The organism is Rathayibacter sp. AY1A7 (genome assembly GCF_002930845.1).
Lineage (GTDB): Bacteria > Actinomycetota > Actinomycetes > Actinomycetales > Microbacteriaceae > Rathayibacter.
Genome location: NZ_PSTL01000001.1, coordinates 136160 through 151786, shown reverse-complemented (window position 1 = coordinate 151786; position 15627 = coordinate 136160). Strand labels below are relative to the sequence as shown.

Below are 15627 nucleotides of genomic sequence, written 5' to 3'. Positions count from 1 at the left end.
GGCGATCAGCCGCAGGGGGTGAGGCGCGCGACGTCCTCCGAGAGGGTGGTGGGACCGCCGAGGAGGACGACCCGCTGAGCTCCCGACTTCGCGATGTCGGTCAGGACGGCGCGGGGCACGCAGTTCGTCGGCACGGCGAACAGCGGGCTGTTCGAGTAGCCCGCCGCCGTGGCTCCGGCGAGGGCGTCGGGGAAGTTCTCGCCCGTCGCCAGGAACACGGTCTTGGCCCTCGAGAAGGCTGCCCGGTTCAGCTGCTCCGAGGTGTCGTAGCGGTCGACTCCGCCGATGCGGGTGATCGTCGGCACCGGAAGCGAGTTCTTGATCCCCTCGCTCACCGACAGGGGGCTGCCCGCGATGGTGAGGTTCTGCACCTTGAGCTTCGAGAGGATGCCCTTCGTCACGGCGTCGGCCGTGCTGCCGGTGCCGTTCACGAGGACGACGGGCGCGTCGACGGAGCCGGCCGCGGCGCTCGCGCCGAGCGCGTCGGGGAACTTCTCGCCCGTGGCGAGCCAGGCCCGCGTCGAGCCGCCCGAGAACGCGCTCTGGATGATGAGCCTGGACGTGTCGTAGCGGTCCTTCCCTCCGATGCGGTCCACCGTCGGCGAGTAGGACCTCAGCTGGTTCAGCAGGCCGTCGCCGACGCTCAGTGCGGAGCCGACCACGACGATCCTCGCCGGCTTGAGCCGGCTGAGCTCGTCGCGAACGGGCTGCGACATCGAGTCCCGGTCGACCAGGAGCAGCGGACCGCCCTGCTTGGCCGCGGCAGGGGCGGCGCTCAGGGCGTCGGGGAAGTTGGCGCCGGTCGCGATGTAGACGACCGGGACGTTCGTGCGGAAGACGGCCTTCGAGATCGCGACGGCGGTGCCCTGGCGGTCCGTGCCGGCCAGGCGCGAGACGTCGATCCCGGCCGACGTGCTCACGGACGAGCAGCCGAGATCCTTCCGGCCGGGGCCCCGGGAGTCGCCCGTGCCGACCCAGCGGTTCCAGTCGACGGAGTCGGCGGAGACGCAGACCTGGTAGGTGCCGGGTGCCGAGACGGGCGTGGTGGCGCCGAAGCCGTGGGCGCGGCCGGCGACGGAGTACTCGCCCGGGATGTCACCGCGGTCGCCGTTCGCGGTCTGCGTGCGGACCGTGCGGGTGCCGTCGGGGCCGGTCACCGTGACCGTCGTGGTCAGCGCGGCCTGCTGCGTCGTCGGATCGACGGCCCAGCCGGACACGCTCAGGGTGCTGCCCGAGATGCGCGGGGCGTCGACGCGTCCCGCGGGGGCGATCCCGGCGTTGGCCAGGGTGCCGTTCGGGTTCCAGTCGCTGAAGAGGTACCAGAAGTTGATGTTGCCGTAGGTCGCGCAGGCCGCGTTGCCGGAGCCGGTGAGCGCGTAGTCGTTGGGCTGGTACGGCGTGTAGTAGTAGAGGTCGGCCGTGGCCTGGTTTCGGATGGTGACCGGTGAGGAGCCGCACGCGGTGCTCGGGTAGTAGGCGACGTTCGGCGTCGTGCCCGGAGCGTAGGTGGTGAAGTTCGAGCCGGAGCCGGGCGGGTTGGCGTAGCGCTTGAACTGGCGGGCCGCGCTGTAGACCTGCGTGAAGAAGCCCGCCGAGCCGGGGTCGCACGCCGCGGTGTCCGGGCAGTTGTAGCCGGTCGCCTTGGCGTAGTCCTCGGGGCTGGGCGTCGCGTCGGTGACGAGGCTCCGCTCCTTCTGCACGAGCACGACCAGGGCGAGCGGGTTGATGCCGCAGGCCAGGCCGACGCGCGTGAAGATCGAGGCCGACGACTCGCTGCCGGAGCCCTGGTAGGCGCTGCACATCGCGTCCGCCGCCTTGGACGGCGTCGCCTGCGAGAAGTTCTTGAGGCAGGGGGCGGTGCCGGCGGTGGAGCACGGGCTGCCCTTCTCGTTCAGGAGCGACTGCACCTGACCGGTGCTCAGCGCGTCCCCGTCGAAGAACTGGGCGTCGCTGACGATGAAGCCGGCGCGGAAGCTCTTCGTCTCCTCGGCGCTGTACTGCGTCGACTGGTCCGGGACGCCGAGGTCGGCGCGGTCGAGGGACGCGTCGAGAGCGCCGGTCTCGACCGAGACGGTCGACGGCGCGTCCTCGGCGGCGGAGGCGGAGGTGATCGGGACGAGGGCGGTGCCGAGCCCGACGGCGAGAGCGAGCGCGGCCGTGAGCAGGCGCGATGAGCGGTGGTGATTCCCCATGATCGCGAAGTCTACGAGGCGGTCGCAGGGCGTCCTGGCCCTCGTTCGGTGGGCGTGGCGCGTCGATCGCTCGATGTCGGAGGTGCGTGGTGTCATCGGCGGCATGGATCTCTCCTTCGTCCTCGGCCTGGTGGTCGGCGCGCTCCTCGCGGGAGTCGTCGCCGTCCTCCTCGCCCGCTCCCGCACGCCCGACGCCGCCCTCGCCCTCGACCTCGCGACGGCCCGCGCACGCGCGGAGGGCCTGGAGGAGCGCCACGAGGCCGTCGTCGAGCAGCACCGCGAGCACCTCGGCTCCGCCCGCGACCAGATCCGCGAGCTCCAGGAGCAGCTGCGCGTCGTCGCCGAGCGCGAGCGGCACGACGCGCGCATCCTGCAGACCCTCTCCCCCGTCGCCGAGAGCCTGCGCGGCATGCAGGAGGCGGTCGGCCGGCTCGAGCGCGAGCGCGCCGCCCAGTTCGGGGCGATCACCGAGCAGCTCGAGGGACAGCGGGCGGCGGGCGAGCAGCTGCGCTCGACGACCGAGACCCTCGCGTCCGCGCTCCGCTCCACCACGAGCCGCGGCGCCTGGGGCGAGACGCAGCTGCGGAACGTCGTCGAGGCCGCCGGGCTCACCCAGCGGGTCGACTTCGACGTGCAGTTCGGGCTCGAGGGCGAGGCGGGCCGCGGCCGCGCCGACATGGTGGTCCGCCTGCCCGGCGGCAAGGCGATCGCGGTGGACGCCAAGGTGCCGTTCGACGCGTACCTGGAGGCGAGCGCGATCCCCGCGGGCGCCGGCGGCGAGGAGGAGGCGCGGCGCGCGGGGCTCCTGCGGGCGCACGTCCGCGCCCTCCGCGGCCACGTGGACGCGCTGGCCGCCCGCTCCTACTGGACCGGTCTCCCGGCGAGCCCCGAGTTCGTCATCGCGTTCGTGCCGAGCGAGCCGCTGCTCGCGAGCGCGCTCGACGCCGACCCGAGCCTGCTCGAGTACGCGTTCCGCAAGCGCGTCGCCCTCGCCTCGCCCGTGACCCTGTGGTCGGTGCTGAAGACCGTCGCCTACACCTGGCAGCAGGACGTGCTCACCGACGACGCCAAGCGCCTGCTCGACCTCGGCAAGACGCTCTACGCCCGTCTCGGCACCCTCGCCGACCACGCCGAGGGCCTGCGCCGCTCGCTCGAGAAGACGGTCGACTCCTACAACGCCTTCGCCGGCTCGCTCGAGAGCCGTGTGCTGGTCACCGCGCGCCAGTTCGACTCCCTCGACGAGTCGCGCGTCATCGCCCCGGTCGGAGGAGTCGCCTCCTCGCCGCGCCGCCTCACCGCCGTCGAGCTGCTCGCCGCGGAGGACGAATCCGAGCGGAGCGCGTAGGGCCCCGGGTCCCCGCTGAGCGAGCACCGGGCGTGCAGGCCGCGCGCGAGCGGCGCCGTCCATCCGGTTCGACACCCGGACGACCGCAGGTCGCGACGGCGCTCCGCCTCCGCGGCTCGGCGGAGGAGCGCCGACGAGGCGTCTCGAGACCCGCCGCGGCCCCGCCCGCTCGCCTCGGTGGCCGGGGCCGGTGTCCTTCCGCGTCCCGCACGCCGGAACGCCGCCGCACTCGCCGAGGCGCCGTCAGCGGAGCGGCGTCTCAGCGGCGGGGCGGCGTCTCGGAGAGACGGTGACGGCCTAGACCCACTTCTCCGCGAGGTGCTGGGCGGTCACGCGGCGGATGGTGCCCGAGCGGGAGCGCAGCACGATGGACTCCGTCGTGATGACGTGGCCCTCCTTGCGCACGCCCTTCACGAGCCCGCCGTTCGTCACTCCGGTCGCGACGAAGTAGGTGTTGTCACTGCGGACGAGGTCGTTGGCGTGGAGCACGCGGTCGAGGTCGTGCCCGGCGTCGATGGCGCGCTGGCGCTCGTCGTCGCCCTTCGGGCGGAGGATGCCCTGGATCACTCCCCCGAGCGCGCGGATGGCGCAGGCCGTGATGATGCCCTCGGGCGTGCCTCCGGTGCCGACGCACATGTCGAGTCGGGAGTCGTGGCGAGCGGCGTTGATGCCGCCCGCGACGTCGCCGTCGAGCAGGAGGCGCGTGCCGGCTCCGGCCGCGCGGATGTCCTCGATCAGCTGAGCGTGGCGCGGGCGGTCAAGCACCGCGATGCGCATCTCCTCGACGGGCTTGCGCTTGGCGCGGGCCAGGGCGCGGATGTTCTCGCCGATCGGGCGCTGGATGTCGATGATCCCGACGCCCTCGGGCCCGGTGACGATCTTCTCCATGTAGAACACGGCGGAGGGGTCGAACATCGCGCCGCGGTCGGCGACGGCGATCATCGAGAGCGCGTTCTGGCGCCCGGCCGCGGTCAGCGAGGTGCCGTCGATCGGGTCGACGGCGATGTCGGCGGCGGGCCCCGAGCCGTTGCCGACGTGCTCGCCGTTGAAGAGCATGGGCGCGTTGTCCTTCTCGCCCTCGCCGATCACGACGACTCCGTCGAAGTTCACGGTCCCGAGGAAGGTGCGCATGGCGTCGACCGCTGCGCCGTCGGCGGCGTTCTTGTCGCCCTTGCCGATGAAGGGCACGGCGCGGATCGCGGCGGCCTCGGTGGCGCGGACGAGCTCCATGCCGAGGTTGCGGTCGGGGTGGAGGTAGAGCGAAACGTTGTCGATCACAGAGCGGAGTCCTTCGTCGTCGAGTTCGTGCACGTCGTCGCAGGACCCGCGGAGCGGATCCCCATCCCTGCCCGAAGCCTAGTCCAGGGCCCTCCACGGGCGGAGGGACCGCGGAGGGGCGCCTCGCTAGACTCGTCCGCGACGCGGGCCTCGCCCGACCCCCCTTCGTTCATCCGTCAAAGGAGATGCCATGCCCGTCGCTACCCCGGACCAGTACGCAGAGATGCTCGACAAGGCGAAGGCGGGCGGCTTCGCCTACCCGGCGTTCAACGTCTCGTCGTCGCAGACGATCAACGCGGTCCTCCAGGGCCTCACCGAGGCGGGCTCGGACGGCATCATCCAGGTCACCACCGGAGGCGCGGACTACTTCGCCGGCCACACCGTGAAGAACCGCGCGGCAGGCGCGATCGCCTTCGCGAGGTTCGCGACCGAGGTCGCCAAGAACTACCCGGTCACGGTCGCGCTCCACACCGACCACTGCCCGCAGAACGCGCTCGAGGGCTTCGTCTACCCGCTGATCGCCGCCTCCGAGGAGGAGGTCAAGGCCGGTCGCGAGCCGCTCTTCCAGTCGCACATGTGGGACGGCTCCGCGATCCCGCTCGACGAGAACCTCGCCATCGCGAAGGAGATCCTCCCGCGCGTCAAGAACATCAACGCCATCCTCGAGGTCGAGATCGGCGTCGTCGGCGGCGAGGAGGACGGCGTCTCGCACGACATCAACGAGCACCTCTACACCACGCTCGACGACGCGATCGCGACCGTCGAGGCCCTCGGCTTCGGCGAGCAGGGCCGCTACATGGCCGCCCTGACCTTCGGCAACGTCCACGGCGTCTACAAGCCGGGCAACGTCCGACTGCGCCCGGAGCTGCTCCGCGAGATCCAGGACGGCCTGCAGGCGAAGTACGGCACCGGTGCGCTCCCCCTCGACCTCGTCTTCCACGGCGGCTCGGGCTCGACCGACGAGGAGATCGCCGAGGCGGTCCGCAACGGCGTCGTCAAGATGAACATCGACACCGACACGCAGTACGCGTTCAGCCGCTCCGTCGCGGACACCGTGCTGAAGAACTACGACGGCTTCCTCAAGGTCGACGGCGAGGTCGGCAACAAGAAGGTCTACGACCCGCGCTCGTGGGGCAAGATCGCCGAGACCGCGATGGCCGCGCGCGTCGCCGAGGCGACCCGTCAGCTCGGCTCGGCCGGGAACTCCGGGAAGTAGGGCACCGCTCCGTGACGAACGCACACGATCAGCCGGGCGACAGGCGTCCGGAGCCGCAGTACGGCGAGTACGCGCCGCCCGGCTGGTCGTGGCAGCCGCCGGAGGACGCCGTGGTCGTCCCCGACCCGCGGGGGTCGGAGACCGATCCGAGGCCCGCGACCGCTCCGGCCGCGAAGCCGGTCGCGCATCCCGTCGACCGCCTGCTCACGATCGTGCTGCTCGCGCTCGGCGTGTTCTTCGCCGTGCCGACGCTGCTCGATCCCTCGAGCTTCGCGACGACCCTCCAGGAGCTCTACCGCTCCCAGGGCATCGGCACCTACGCGTCGCCAGAGCTCGCACGGATCCTCGGCGTCGTGGTGGCGCTCGCGCAGTCGCTGATCGTCGCCTTCGCGGTGTGGATCTCGATCCGGCGGCTCCGCGCCGGCAAGCGCGCCGTGCTCGTCCCGATCCTCGGGATCGCGGCGACCGTGCTGCTCTCCCTGATCGTCGCGGCGATCGCCATCCTGGGCGACCCGACGTTCGCGGAGTACGTCACGCGCATGTCGGGCTCGCAGGGCGGCGCCGGCACCGACGTCTAGCGTCGATCCCCGTTCCACCGCACACGGAAGAGGCCGCCGCTCCCGAGGGAGGGCGGCCTCTTCCGTGTCCGGGCCGGAACGCTCTAGGCGCCCGCTCCCGCGCTGATGCGTCCACCGACGCCGCGGGCGTCGCGCTTGCCGGCGACGTCCTTGCGCAGCTCCTTGGGGAGCGAGAACATCAGGTCCTCCTCCGCGGTCTTGACCTCCTCGACGTCGCCGTACCCGGCGGCGGCGAGGTCGTCGAGGACCTCCTGGACGAGCACCTCGGGCACCGAGGCGCCGCTGGTGACGCCGACGGTGCGGATGCCCTCGAGCCACTCCTGCTTGATCTCGCTCGCGTAGTCGACCCGGTAGGCGGCCTTCGCGCCGTACTCGAGGGCGACCTCGACGAGGCGCACGGAGTTGGAGGAGTTCGCGGAGCCGACGACGATGACCAGCTCGGCGCCCGCGGCGACCTTCTTGATCGCGACCTGGCGGTTCTGCGTGGCGTAGCAGATGTCGTCGCTCGGCGGGTCCTGCAGGTTGGGGAAGCGCTCGCGGAGACGGCGCACCGTCTCCATCGTCTCGTCGACCGAGAGCGTCGTCTGCGAGAGCCAGACGACCTTGTCCGGGTCCTTCACGACGATGTTCGGCACGTCGTCGGGGCTGCCGACGAGGGTGACGTGATCGGGAGCCTCGCCCGCGGTGCCCTCGACCTCTTCGTGGCCCTCGTGGCCGATGAGGAGGATCTCGAAGTCGTCGCGCGCGAAGCGGACGGCCTCGCGGTGCACCTTCGTCACCAGGGGGCAGGTCGCGTCGATCGCCTGGAGACTGCGGTCGGCCGCGCCCTGGACGACGGCCGGTGAGACGCCGTGCGCGCTGAAGACGATGTGCGATCCCTCGGGCACCTCGTCGACCTCGTCGACGAAGATGGCGCCCTGGCTCTCGAGCGTGGAGACGACGTGCACGTTGTGCACGATCTGCTTGCGCACGTAGACCGGGGCACCGTAGTGCTCGATGGCCTTCTCGACGGCGACGACCGCGCGGTCGACTCCGGCGCAGTAGCCGCGGGGCGCGGCGAGGAGGACGCGCTTGCGGCCCTCGACGGGGACGTCGCGCAGACGCCCTGTGGCGCGGGGCATGCGCGGCATGGGCAGGCTGATCGGGACTTGGCTCACCCCCTGATTCTACGTGGTGCATCCTGTGCCCGGGCCGTCCCGGTGTCGGACCCGTCCCGTACCGTTGTCGTCGCGGGAGGGCACTCCCGCTCCCCCCGTCCCTCCGAGCAGAGGCAGCGATGACCGACGCCCCACCCACCGCCGACGCACCCTGGCCGGTCGGCCTGCTCGCCAGCAAGATCAAGGGCTGGATCGAGCGCCTCGGGACCGCGTGGGTCGAGGGCGAGATCACCCAGTGGGGCGCGTCCGGCGGCAACGTCTACGGGAAGCTGAAGGACCTGTCCGGAGACGCGACGGTCGGCTTCACCGTCTGGTCGTCGGTGCGGAGCCGCCTCCCGGCCGACCTCAAGCAGGGCGATCGGGTCATCGCGCTGGTGAAGCCCAACTACTGGGTCAAGGGCGGCACGCTCTCGATGCAGGTCTTCGAGATGCGCCACGTCGGCCTGGGCGATCTGCTCGAGAAGCTCGAGCGGCTCCGCCGGCAGCTGGCGTCGGAGGGGCTGTTCGACGCCTCCCGCAAGAAGCCGCTGCCGTTCCTCCCGCACGGCGTGGGCCTCATCACCGGCAAGGACTCGGACGCCGAGAAGGACGTGCTGCGGAACGCGCAGCTGCGCTGGCCGGCGGTGCGCTTCCGGGTGGTCCACTCGGCCGTGCAGGGCGACCGGACGGTCCCGGAGGTGCTCTCGGCCCTGCGGACCCTCGAGGCCGACGACAGCATCGACGTGATCGTGATCGCCCGCGGAGGCGGCGACTTCCAGAACCTGCTCGGCTTCAGCGACGAGGCGCTCGTGCGCGCCGTCGCCGCCTGCTCCACTCCGGTCGTCAGCGCGATCGGCCACGAGGCCGACCGCCCGCTGCTCGACGACGTCGCCGACCTGCGCGCCTCCACTCCCACCGACGCCGCGAAGAGGGTCGTGCCCGACGTCTCCGACGAGCTGCTGCGCGTGCAGCAGGCCCGGCTGCGGATGACCGGCCGCGTGAGCGGGCTCGTCTCGCACGAGATCGACCGGCTCTCGCAGCTGCGCTCGCGGCCGGTGCTCGCCCAGCCGCACGTGCTGGTCGACCGGCACTCCGAGGAGCTGACCCGCTGGGTCGCGCGCGGCGCCGAGCTGGTGGACCGCCGCCTCGAGCGCGCGCACCTCGAGGTCGAGCGCCTGCACGGCCACCTGCGCGCCCTCTCCCCCCAGCACACCCTCGACCGCGGCTACGCGATCGTCCAGAACGCGGCCGGGCACGTCGTCCGGGCGCCCGGTGACGCACCGGCCGGCGGCGCACTCGTCCTCACGCTCGCGGAGGGGGCCGTCGGCGCCCGCTCCGAGGGGCCCACCGGCGATCCCGCCGGCCGGTCCTGAGCCCGCCGCGCCACCCGTCCCCCTCAGCCCCGATCGATAGGATCAGACCCATGCCCGACTCCCCCGACGCCCCGGCGACCGACTCCGACGTCTCGGGATTCTCCTACGAGCAGGCGCGCGACGAGCTCGTCCGCGTCGTGTCCGAGCTCGAGCAGGGCAGCTCCACCCTCGAGCGCTCGCTCGCCCTGTGGGAGCGCGGCGAGGCCCTCGCCGCCCGCTGCGAGGAGTGGCTGATCGGAGCACGCGCCCGGCTGGACGCGGCCCGCTCCGGAGGGGCGGCCGCCGGATGAGCCGCGCGAAGCCTGCGCGGGTCGTCGCCGAGCTCGGGCGCCCGGAGACGGCCGCCGAGACGGCCGCCCGCAAGGCCGAGAACTCCCGGCTCTACCGTCAGCGCAAGACGGTCAACAACCTCGTCTTCTCGCTGCTCGCGACCGTCGGCGCCGTAGCGCTCATCGTCCTGCTCGTCCCCCGCGGCGACACCGTGGAGCTCTCCTCGGTCGACGTCCCCCGCGTCGCCGCGCAGGTCCAGCTGGGCGAGGAGCAGACGCTCGCCGTGCCCTCCCTGCCCGAGGGCTGGAAGGCCAATGCGGCCGAGCTCCGCCGCGAGAACGGCACCGACTACTGGTACGTCGGCCTGATCACCCCGAAGGCGGGCTACATCGGCCTGAGCCAGGGGCTCGACGCGGACGCGGCCTGGGTCGCGACGCAGCTCGACCGCCGGGCTGCGACCGGCGTCGAGACGATCGACGGCCGCGACTGGACCGTCTACGACCACCGCGACTCCGGCGACGACACCGGCAACACGCCCTACGCACTCGAGACGACGGAGGGCTCCAGCACCTACCTCGTCTACGGCACGGCCCCGACGGACGAGATCCGCCTGGTCGTGGACGCCATCACCCCGCAGATCGGCCAGGAGGAGTCCCGATGAGCCTCGGAACCAGCAGCACCGTCCCCCGCGAGTCCCGCCCGCCGGCGTGGGTCTGGAAGGAGATGCTCCGCGGCAACCAGCGCTTCGTCGCCGGCGAGCCCCGCCACCCCCGCCAGGACGTCGAGCGCCGCGCCGAGCTCGCCGCCGCGCAGGCCCCGCTCGCTGCGCTCTTCGGCTGCAGCGACTCCCGCCTCGCGGCCGAGATCATCTTCGACCTGGGGCTCGGCGACCTCTTCGTCGTCCGCAACGCCGGCCAGGTGATCGCGGACTCCATCATCGGCTCGCTGGAGTACGGCGTCGCCGTCCTCGGCGTGAAGGTGCTGCTCGTGCTCGGCCACGACGAGTGCGGAGCGGTCCGGGCAGCGATCCAGTCGCAGGCGCCCGGCGCCGAGCGGCTCCCCCCGCACATCGAGCACCTGATCGAGCCGATCATCCCCGCGGTGCGCCGCCTCGTGGGTGCTCAGCCGGACGGCCGCGTGCTCGTCGACCCGTCGGCGACCGACGCGCTGGCCGTCGGCCGCGAGCACCTGCGCGACACGGTCGCCGAGCTGCTCCAGCGCTCCCCGCTGATCGCCGACGCTGTCGCGACCGGGCGGCTCGCCCTCGTGGGCGCCAACTACCGGCTCTCGGACGGCACCGTGATGTCCGATGTCGTGCTCGGCATCGATCCGCCCGAGCTCAGCCCCTACGTCTCCGAGCTGGAGCGCGACTCCGGCTCGGCCTCCTCCGCCGCCGCTCCGAGCGCGGTGGGATCGGATCCCGCGTGAGCGGCTCCGGACAGCACAGCACCAACCGATCAGACAAGGACGAACACAGCGTGGTGGATCACTCCCCGACCGACGACTCCGGCGACTTCCGCATCGAGCACGACACGATGGGCGAGGTGCGGGTCCCCCGCGACGCCCTCTACGCCGCGCAGACCCAGCGGGCGGTCGAGAACTTCCCGATCTCCGGTGCGGGCCTCGAGCCTGCCCAGATCGCGGCCCTCGCCCGCATCAAGAAGGCGGCGGCGCTGGCCAACGCCGAGCTGGGCGTGCTCGACGCCGACATCGCCACGGCGATCGCCGACGCGGCCGACCTCGTCGTCGGGGGCGGCTACGACGCGCACTTCCCGATCGACGTGTACCAGACCGGCTCGGGCACGTCCTCGAACATGAACATGAACGAGGTGCTGGGCTCGCTGGCGACCACGGCCCTCGGCCGCACCGTGCACCCGAACGACCACGTCAACGCCTCGCAGTCCTCCAACGACGTGTTCCCCACCTCGGTCCACGTCGCCGTCACCGGCGCGCTCATCGAGTCGCTGATCCCCTCGCTCGAGCAGCTCGCCGAGTCGCTCGAGGTCAAGGCGGAGCAGTGGGCCGAGGTCGTCAAGGCCGGCCGCACCCACCTGATGGACGCCACCCCCGTCACGCTCGGCCAGGAGTTCGGCGGCTACGCCGCGCAGATCCGCCTCGGCATCGAGCGCGTGCAGTCGGCGCTCCCCCGCGTCGCCGAGGTCCCGCTCGGCGGCACCGCGGTCGGCACCGGGATCAACACCCCCGCCGGCTTCCCGCAGAAGGTCATCGCGCGCCTCGCGGAGGAGACGGGCCTGCCCGTCACCGAGGCCCGCAACCACTTCGAGGCCCAGGGCGCGCGGGACTCGCTGGTCGAGGCCTCCGGAGCGCTGCGCGTTCTCGCGGTGAGCCTGACCAAGATCAACAACGACCTCCGCTGGATGGGCTCCGGCCCCAACACCGGCCTCGGAGAGCTGCGGATCCCCGACCTCCAGCCCGGATCCTCGATCATGCCCGGCAAGGTGAACCCGGTGATCCCAGAGGCCGTCCTCATGGTCTGCGCGCGCGTGATCGGCAACGACGCCACCATCGCCTGGGCGGGCGCCTCGGGCGCCTTCGAGCTCAACGTCGCGATCCCCGTCATGGGGACGGCGCTGCTGGAGTCGATCCGCCTGCTCGCGAACTCCGCCGTGCTGCTCGCCGACAAGACCGTCGACGGCCTCGAGGCCGACGTCGAGCACGCCCGCGCCCTCGCCGAGTCCTCCCCCTCGATCGTCACGCCGCTCAACAAGGTGATCGGCTACGAGGCCGCCGCCAAGGTCGCGAAGAACTCGGTCGCCAAGGGGATCACCGTCCGAGAGTCGGTCGTGGACCTCGGCTTCGTCGAGCGCGGCGAGGTGACGGAGGAGCAGCTCGACAGCGCCCTCGACGTCATGTCGATGACCCACCCCGGCTGAGCCCGGCCCTCCGACGGCCCGTCCCTGCGATCGGCGCGGAGGCGGGCCGTCAGAGCACCAGCCAGAACCCCGTGAGCAGGAACGGTCCGAATGCGACCCGTCCGCGGACGCGCAGCACGAGCACCCACAGCCCCGCCACCGCGAAGCCGACAGCGGGCGCGGCGACGACCTGCTCGGGTCCGAGAGCCGCGAGCGGCGGTGCGAGGGCCGCCTGGAGCTTCACGTCGCCGAGGCCCAGCCCGCCCGCCGCATGCAGCACGCCCAGGCACAGCACCGTCGCGAGGACGGCGAGAAGCGTCCCCGCCGTGGGCGCGAGGACGGCTCCGACCACCAGCAGCGGGAGCGTGACCGCGTTCGGGAGCCGGTGCCCGCGCACGTCCGCCAGCACCAACGGCACGCTCGCGAGCGCCACCGGGACGAGGCCGGGCGCCCGACCCAGGTGCGGGGCCCCGATCAGGAGGAGCACCAGGGCGCCGAGGAGCAGGGCGGCCCGGTCGAGTAGAGATCCGCGGAGCATCCGCCGAGACTAGGGGGCACCGCCCTCGGGGCGTCGGAGTTCTCCACAGGGCGGCCCGCAGGTGTGCTCGGGCGGCGGCGGGTCCCTCCCCGGCCTCAGTCGCGCGGAGGCAGCGGTCCCAGCAGGAGCGACGCCCAGGCGCCGTGAGCCGACGCGTCGTCGGAGGGGTGGAACTGCCCGGCGAGCACGTCTCGGTAGAGGCGACCGAGCTCCGACCGGCGCTGGTACGCCGAGCCGCCCGCGATCCGGACGGCGCTCTCGACCACGCGGAGCGCTCCTTCCGTGGTGCGGATCTTCACCCCGACCAGCGAGGGGAACCAGCGCGCGCCGCGGTCGACGAGCGCGTCCACGTCGGCCGCCGCCGAGCGCAGGGGCGCCTCGAGCCCGTCGAGCAGCATCCCGGTCTCAGCCACCCGGTGCCGCACCTCGGGGTCCTCCGCCAGTGGCCGCCCTCCCGCCCGGAGGGAGGCCCGTCGGCGGACGGAGGCGACGGCGAGCTCGAGCGCGCGCTGCGCGACACCGAGGTAGACCGAGGAGATCAGCAGCTCGAAGGCCGCGAAGACGGCGAAGACGAAGGGGTCGGCGGTCGGTCCGACGGGCAGCGAGCGGATCATCCGCTCGGCCGGGACGACGACGCCGTCGAGCACCGTCGTGCGGCTCTGGGTCGCCCGCATGCCGAGCGTGTCCCAGTCGTCGCGGACCTCGAGCCCGGCGACCGGCGAGTCCGGGCGCTCACGGTGCACGAAGCCGTGCACGAGCCGCGGCTCCGACCCGCTGTCGTCGCGGCCGAACACGCCGAGCCGCGTCCAAGCGGGCGCGAGGGAGGTGAAGACCTTCGTGCCGGTGAAGCGGTAGCCGCCGTCCCCGAGCGGCTCCGCCCGCGTCAGCGAGTCCGAGAGCACCAGGTCGTTGCCCGCCTCGCTGTTGCCGAAGGCGAAGACGTGACCCGCCGCGGCGTCGACGAGGACCGAGCGGAGGGAGTCGTCGCCCCGCTCGAGCAGGAGTCGCGCGATCCCGGTCCAGACCAGGTGCATGTTGACGGCGAGCGCGGTCGCGGGCGCGGCCGTCGCGAGGCGCGTCTGCTCGGCGGCCGCCTGCTCCAGGCCGAGGCCGGCACCGCCGAGCTCCTCGGGGACGAGCAGCGCCAGGTACCCGATCGAGCGCAGCTCCTCCAGGTCGTCCGCGCAGAACGCGTTGCGCTCGTCGTAGTCGGCCGCGCGGGTGCGGAAGCGCTCGAGGAGCGCATCGTCGAGGATGCTCACCCGTCCACGCTACGCCCCGGTGCCCTGCAGGGACGCGCCCGGCCCGGGGATCCTCGGATCCCACGGGCCGGACGCACGGCGAGCCCGTCAGGCGAGCTCGTTCGACTCCAGCATCTCGGTGACCAGAGCGGCGATCGCCGAGCGCTCGGAGCGGGTCAGCGTGACGTGCGCGAACAGCGGGTGGCCTTTCAGCGTCTCGATCACGGAGGCGACCCCGTCGTGCCGGCCGACGCGGAGGTTGTCGCGCTGCGCCACGTCGTGGGTCAGCACCACCCGGGAGTTCTGCCCGACGCGCGAGAGCACCGTGAGCAGGACGTTCCGCTCCAGCGACTGCGCCTCGTCGACGATCACGAACGCGTCGTGCAGCGAGCGCCCGCGAATGTGCGTGAGCGGCAGCACCTCGAGCATCCCGCGCTCGATCACCTCGTCGAGCACGTTCTGCGACACCAGCGCCCCGAGCGTGTCGAAGACCGCCTGCGCCCAGGGGTTCATCTTCTCGGCCGCGTCGCCGGGCAGGAAGCCGAGGTCCTGGCCGCCCACCGCGTAGAGCGGCCGGAAGACCATGATCTTCTTGTGCTGGCGCTTCTCCAGCACCGCCTCCAGGCCCGCGCAGAGCGCCAGCGCCGACTTGCCGGTTCCGGCCCGGCCGCCGAGCGAGACGATGCCGACCTCCGGGTCGAGCAGCAGGTCGATCGCGAGCCGCTGCTCCGCCGACCGCCCGTGCAGGCCGAACACGTCCTTGTCGCCGCGGACCAGCGTGATCTGCCGCTTGCCGGTGACCCTCGCGAGAGCGGAGCCGCGGTCGGAGTGGACGACGAGCCCGGTGTTGACCGGGATGTCGGCCACGACGTCCGTGAAGAGCCGCTCGCGGTCGTAGAGCTCGCTCATCGCGTCGCCGCCGAGCGTCACGTCGTCCATGCCGGTCCAACCGGACTCGGGGGCCTGCTCGGCCAGGTACTCCTCCGCGGCGAGGCCGATGGAGGCGGCCTTCACGCGCATCGGCATGTCCTTGGACACGACGGTGACCACGGCGCCCTCGCTCTGCAGGTTGAGCGCGACGGCGAGGATTCTCGCGTCGTTGTCGCCCATCTGGAGCCCGCTCGGCAGCACCGACATGTTCGAGTGGTTGAGCTCGACGCGGAGCGTGCCGCCGCGGCCGACGGCGATGGGGAAGTCGAGGCGCTCGTGCTGCACGCGCAGCTCGTCGAGGCGGCGCAGGGCCTGCCGGGCGAAGTAGCCGATCTCGGGATCGTTGCGCTTGCCCTCGAGCTCGCTGACGACGACGATCGGCAGCACGACGGCGTGCTCAGCGAACCGGAACATCGAGGACGGATCCGACAGCAGCACCGAGGTGTCCAGGACGTAGGTGCGGAGGAGCTGATCGGCCGGATCCGAGGAGCCGTGCTGGACACGGCGGTGGACGCCGCCCTGCGTCCCGGTCTGCGGATCCATGCCCTGGGGAACTGTCACGACGACTCTCCACACTCCGGGGGCCGGAGCCCCCGGCTCATGTCCTCGAGCCGGCCTCATCGGTGCGTGTCGTGCACCGCGCAGTGTCCCTTCGGC

The 15627-nt window shown here is 72.5% G+C and carries 14 protein-coding genes; 8 read left to right on the top strand and 6 right to left on the bottom strand.

Annotation, left to right across the window (positions count from 1 at the left end; genetic code table 11):
• Window positions 1–5 precede the first annotated feature (5 nt).
• Window positions 6–2192: a cell wall-binding repeat-containing protein gene (locus C5B95_RS00650; protein WP_104291550.1), complete on the bottom strand. Its 2187-nt coding sequence runs from the start codon at window positions 2190–2192 to the stop codon at window positions 6–8.
• A gap of 103 nt (window positions 2193–2295) precedes the next feature.
• Between C5B95_RS00650 and C5B95_RS00645 the strand changes: the two genes are divergently transcribed.
• Entirely contained in the window at window positions 2296–3537 is a 1242-nt protein-coding gene (locus C5B95_RS00645) for a DNA recombination protein RmuC (RefSeq protein WP_219813796.1), read from the top strand.
• A gap of 297 nt (window positions 3538–3834) precedes the next feature.
• On the opposite strand, the gene glpX is transcribed toward C5B95_RS00645, so the two are convergent.
• The gene (gene glpX, locus C5B95_RS00640) at window positions 3835–4767 is read right to left on the bottom strand and encodes a class II fructose-bisphosphatase (protein WP_104348366.1); all 933 of its coding nucleotides are present in this window, start codon (window positions 4765–4767) and stop codon (window positions 3835–3837) included.
• 238 nt (window positions 4768–5005) lie between these two features.
• Here glpX and fbaA point away from each other — a divergent pair, with 238 nt between their 5' ends.
• A complete protein-coding gene (gene fbaA / locus C5B95_RS00635) occupies window positions 5006–6031 on the top strand; it encodes a class II fructose-bisphosphate aldolase (protein WP_104224414.1) in 1026 nt (341 codons plus the stop codon).
• A gap of 11 nt (window positions 6032–6042) precedes the next feature.
• Window positions 6043–6609 carry a DUF6264 family protein gene (locus C5B95_RS00630; RefSeq protein WP_104224415.1) on the top strand — a complete coding sequence of 189 codons (567 nt, stop codon included), beginning with the start codon at window positions 6043–6045 and terminating at the stop codon, window positions 6607–6609.
• An 83-nt stretch (window positions 6610–6692) separates the two neighbouring features.
• Here C5B95_RS00630 and C5B95_RS00625 read toward each other — a convergent pair whose 3' ends face one another.
• Window positions 6693–7739 (bottom strand): 4-hydroxy-3-methylbut-2-enyl diphosphate reductase, encoded by a 1047-nt coding sequence (locus C5B95_RS00625; protein WP_104232760.1) that lies wholly within the window; start codon window positions 7737–7739, stop codon window positions 6693–6695.
• 146 nt (window positions 7740–7885) lie between these two features.
• On the opposite strand from C5B95_RS00625, the gene xseA reads away from it, so the two are divergent.
• Genes xseA through C5B95_RS00600 form a run of 5 tightly spaced genes read left to right on the top strand, consistent with a single transcriptional unit; the run spans window position 7886 to window position 12282 of the window.
• A complete protein-coding gene (gene xseA / locus C5B95_RS00620) occupies window positions 7886–9118 on the top strand; it encodes an exodeoxyribonuclease VII large subunit (protein WP_104224417.1) in 1233 nt (410 codons plus the stop codon).
• A 50-nt stretch (window positions 9119–9168) separates the two neighbouring features.
• Entirely contained in the window at window positions 9169–9408 is a 240-nt protein-coding gene (locus C5B95_RS00615) for an exodeoxyribonuclease VII small subunit (RefSeq protein ID WP_104224418.1), read from the top strand.
• Window positions 9405–10049, top strand: a complete 645-nt coding sequence (locus C5B95_RS00610) for a DUF4245 domain-containing protein (RefSeq protein ID WP_104225525.1) — start codon at window positions 9405–9407, stop codon at window positions 10047–10049. Before C5B95_RS00615 ends, C5B95_RS00610 begins: the two co-directional genes overlap by 4 nt.
• Window positions 10046–10816, top strand: a complete 771-nt coding sequence (locus C5B95_RS00605) for a carbonic anhydrase (protein WP_208543312.1) — start codon at window positions 10046–10048, stop codon at window positions 10814–10816. The genes C5B95_RS00610 and C5B95_RS00605 overlap by 4 nt, the downstream gene beginning before the upstream one ends.
• 50 nt (window positions 10817–10866) lie before the next feature.
• Entirely contained in the window at window positions 10867–12282 is a 1416-nt protein-coding gene (locus C5B95_RS00600; RefSeq protein WP_104224420.1) for an aspartate ammonia-lyase, read from the top strand.
• A gap of 49 nt (window positions 12283–12331) precedes the next feature.
• Here C5B95_RS00600 and C5B95_RS00595 read toward each other — a convergent pair whose 3' ends face one another.
• The 3 genes from C5B95_RS00595 to C5B95_RS00585 all read right to left on the bottom strand — a co-directional run bounded on the left by C5B95_RS00595 (window position 12332) and on the right by C5B95_RS00585 (window position 15513).
• Entirely contained in the window at window positions 12332–12799 is a 468-nt protein-coding gene (locus C5B95_RS00595; protein WP_104291554.1) for a prepilin peptidase, read from the bottom strand.
• 95 nt (window positions 12800–12894) lie between these two features.
• The gene (locus tag C5B95_RS00590; protein ID WP_104224422.1) at window positions 12895–14061 is read right to left on the bottom strand and encodes an acyl-CoA dehydrogenase family protein; all 1167 of its coding nucleotides are present in this window, start codon (window positions 14059–14061) and stop codon (window positions 12895–12897) included.
• A gap of 87 nt (window positions 14062–14148) precedes the next feature.
• Window positions 14149–15513, bottom strand: a complete 1365-nt coding sequence (locus C5B95_RS00585) for a PhoH family protein (RefSeq protein WP_104225522.1) — start codon at window positions 15511–15513, stop codon at window positions 14149–14151.
• Window positions 15514–15627 lie beyond the last annotated feature (114 nt).

Bases quoted from the DNA above. Each gene is read 5' to 3' on its own strand.
- C5B95_RS00650 (WP_104291550.1), bottom strand. From the start codon at position 2,192: ATGGGGAATCACCACCGCTCATCGCGCCTGCTCACGGCCGCGCTCGCT.
- C5B95_RS00645 (WP_219813796.1), top strand. From the start codon at position 2,296: ATGGATCTCTCCTTCGTCCTCGGCCTGGTGGTCGGCGCGCTCCTCGCG.
- glpX (WP_104348366.1), bottom strand. From the start codon at position 4,767: ATGGAGCTCGTCCGCGCCACCGAGGCCGCCGCGATCCGCGCCGTGCCC.
- fbaA (WP_104224414.1), top strand. From the start codon at position 5,006: ATGCCCGTCGCTACCCCGGACCAGTACGCAGAGATGCTCGACAAGGCG.
- C5B95_RS00625 (WP_104232760.1), bottom strand. From the start codon at position 7,739: ATGCCGCGCATGCCCCGCGCCACAGGGCGTCTGCGCGACGTCCCCGTC.
- xseA (WP_104224417.1), top strand. From the start codon at position 7,886: ATGACCGACGCCCCACCCACCGCCGACGCACCCTGGCCGGTCGGCCTG.
- C5B95_RS00615 (WP_104224418.1), top strand. From the start codon at position 9,169: ATGCCCGACTCCCCCGACGCCCCGGCGACCGACTCCGACGTCTCGGGA.
- C5B95_RS00610 (WP_104225525.1), top strand. From the start codon at position 9,405: ATGAGCCGCGCGAAGCCTGCGCGGGTCGTCGCCGAGCTCGGGCGCCCG.
- C5B95_RS00605 (WP_208543312.1), top strand. From the start codon at position 10,046: ATGAGCCTCGGAACCAGCAGCACCGTCCCCCGCGAGTCCCGCCCGCCG.
- C5B95_RS00595 (WP_104291554.1), bottom strand. From the start codon at position 12,799: ATGCTCCGCGGATCTCTACTCGACCGGGCCGCCCTGCTCCTCGGCGCC.
- C5B95_RS00585 (WP_104225522.1), bottom strand. From the start codon at position 15,513: ATGGATCCGCAGACCGGGACGCAGGGCGGCGTCCACCGCCGTGTCCAG.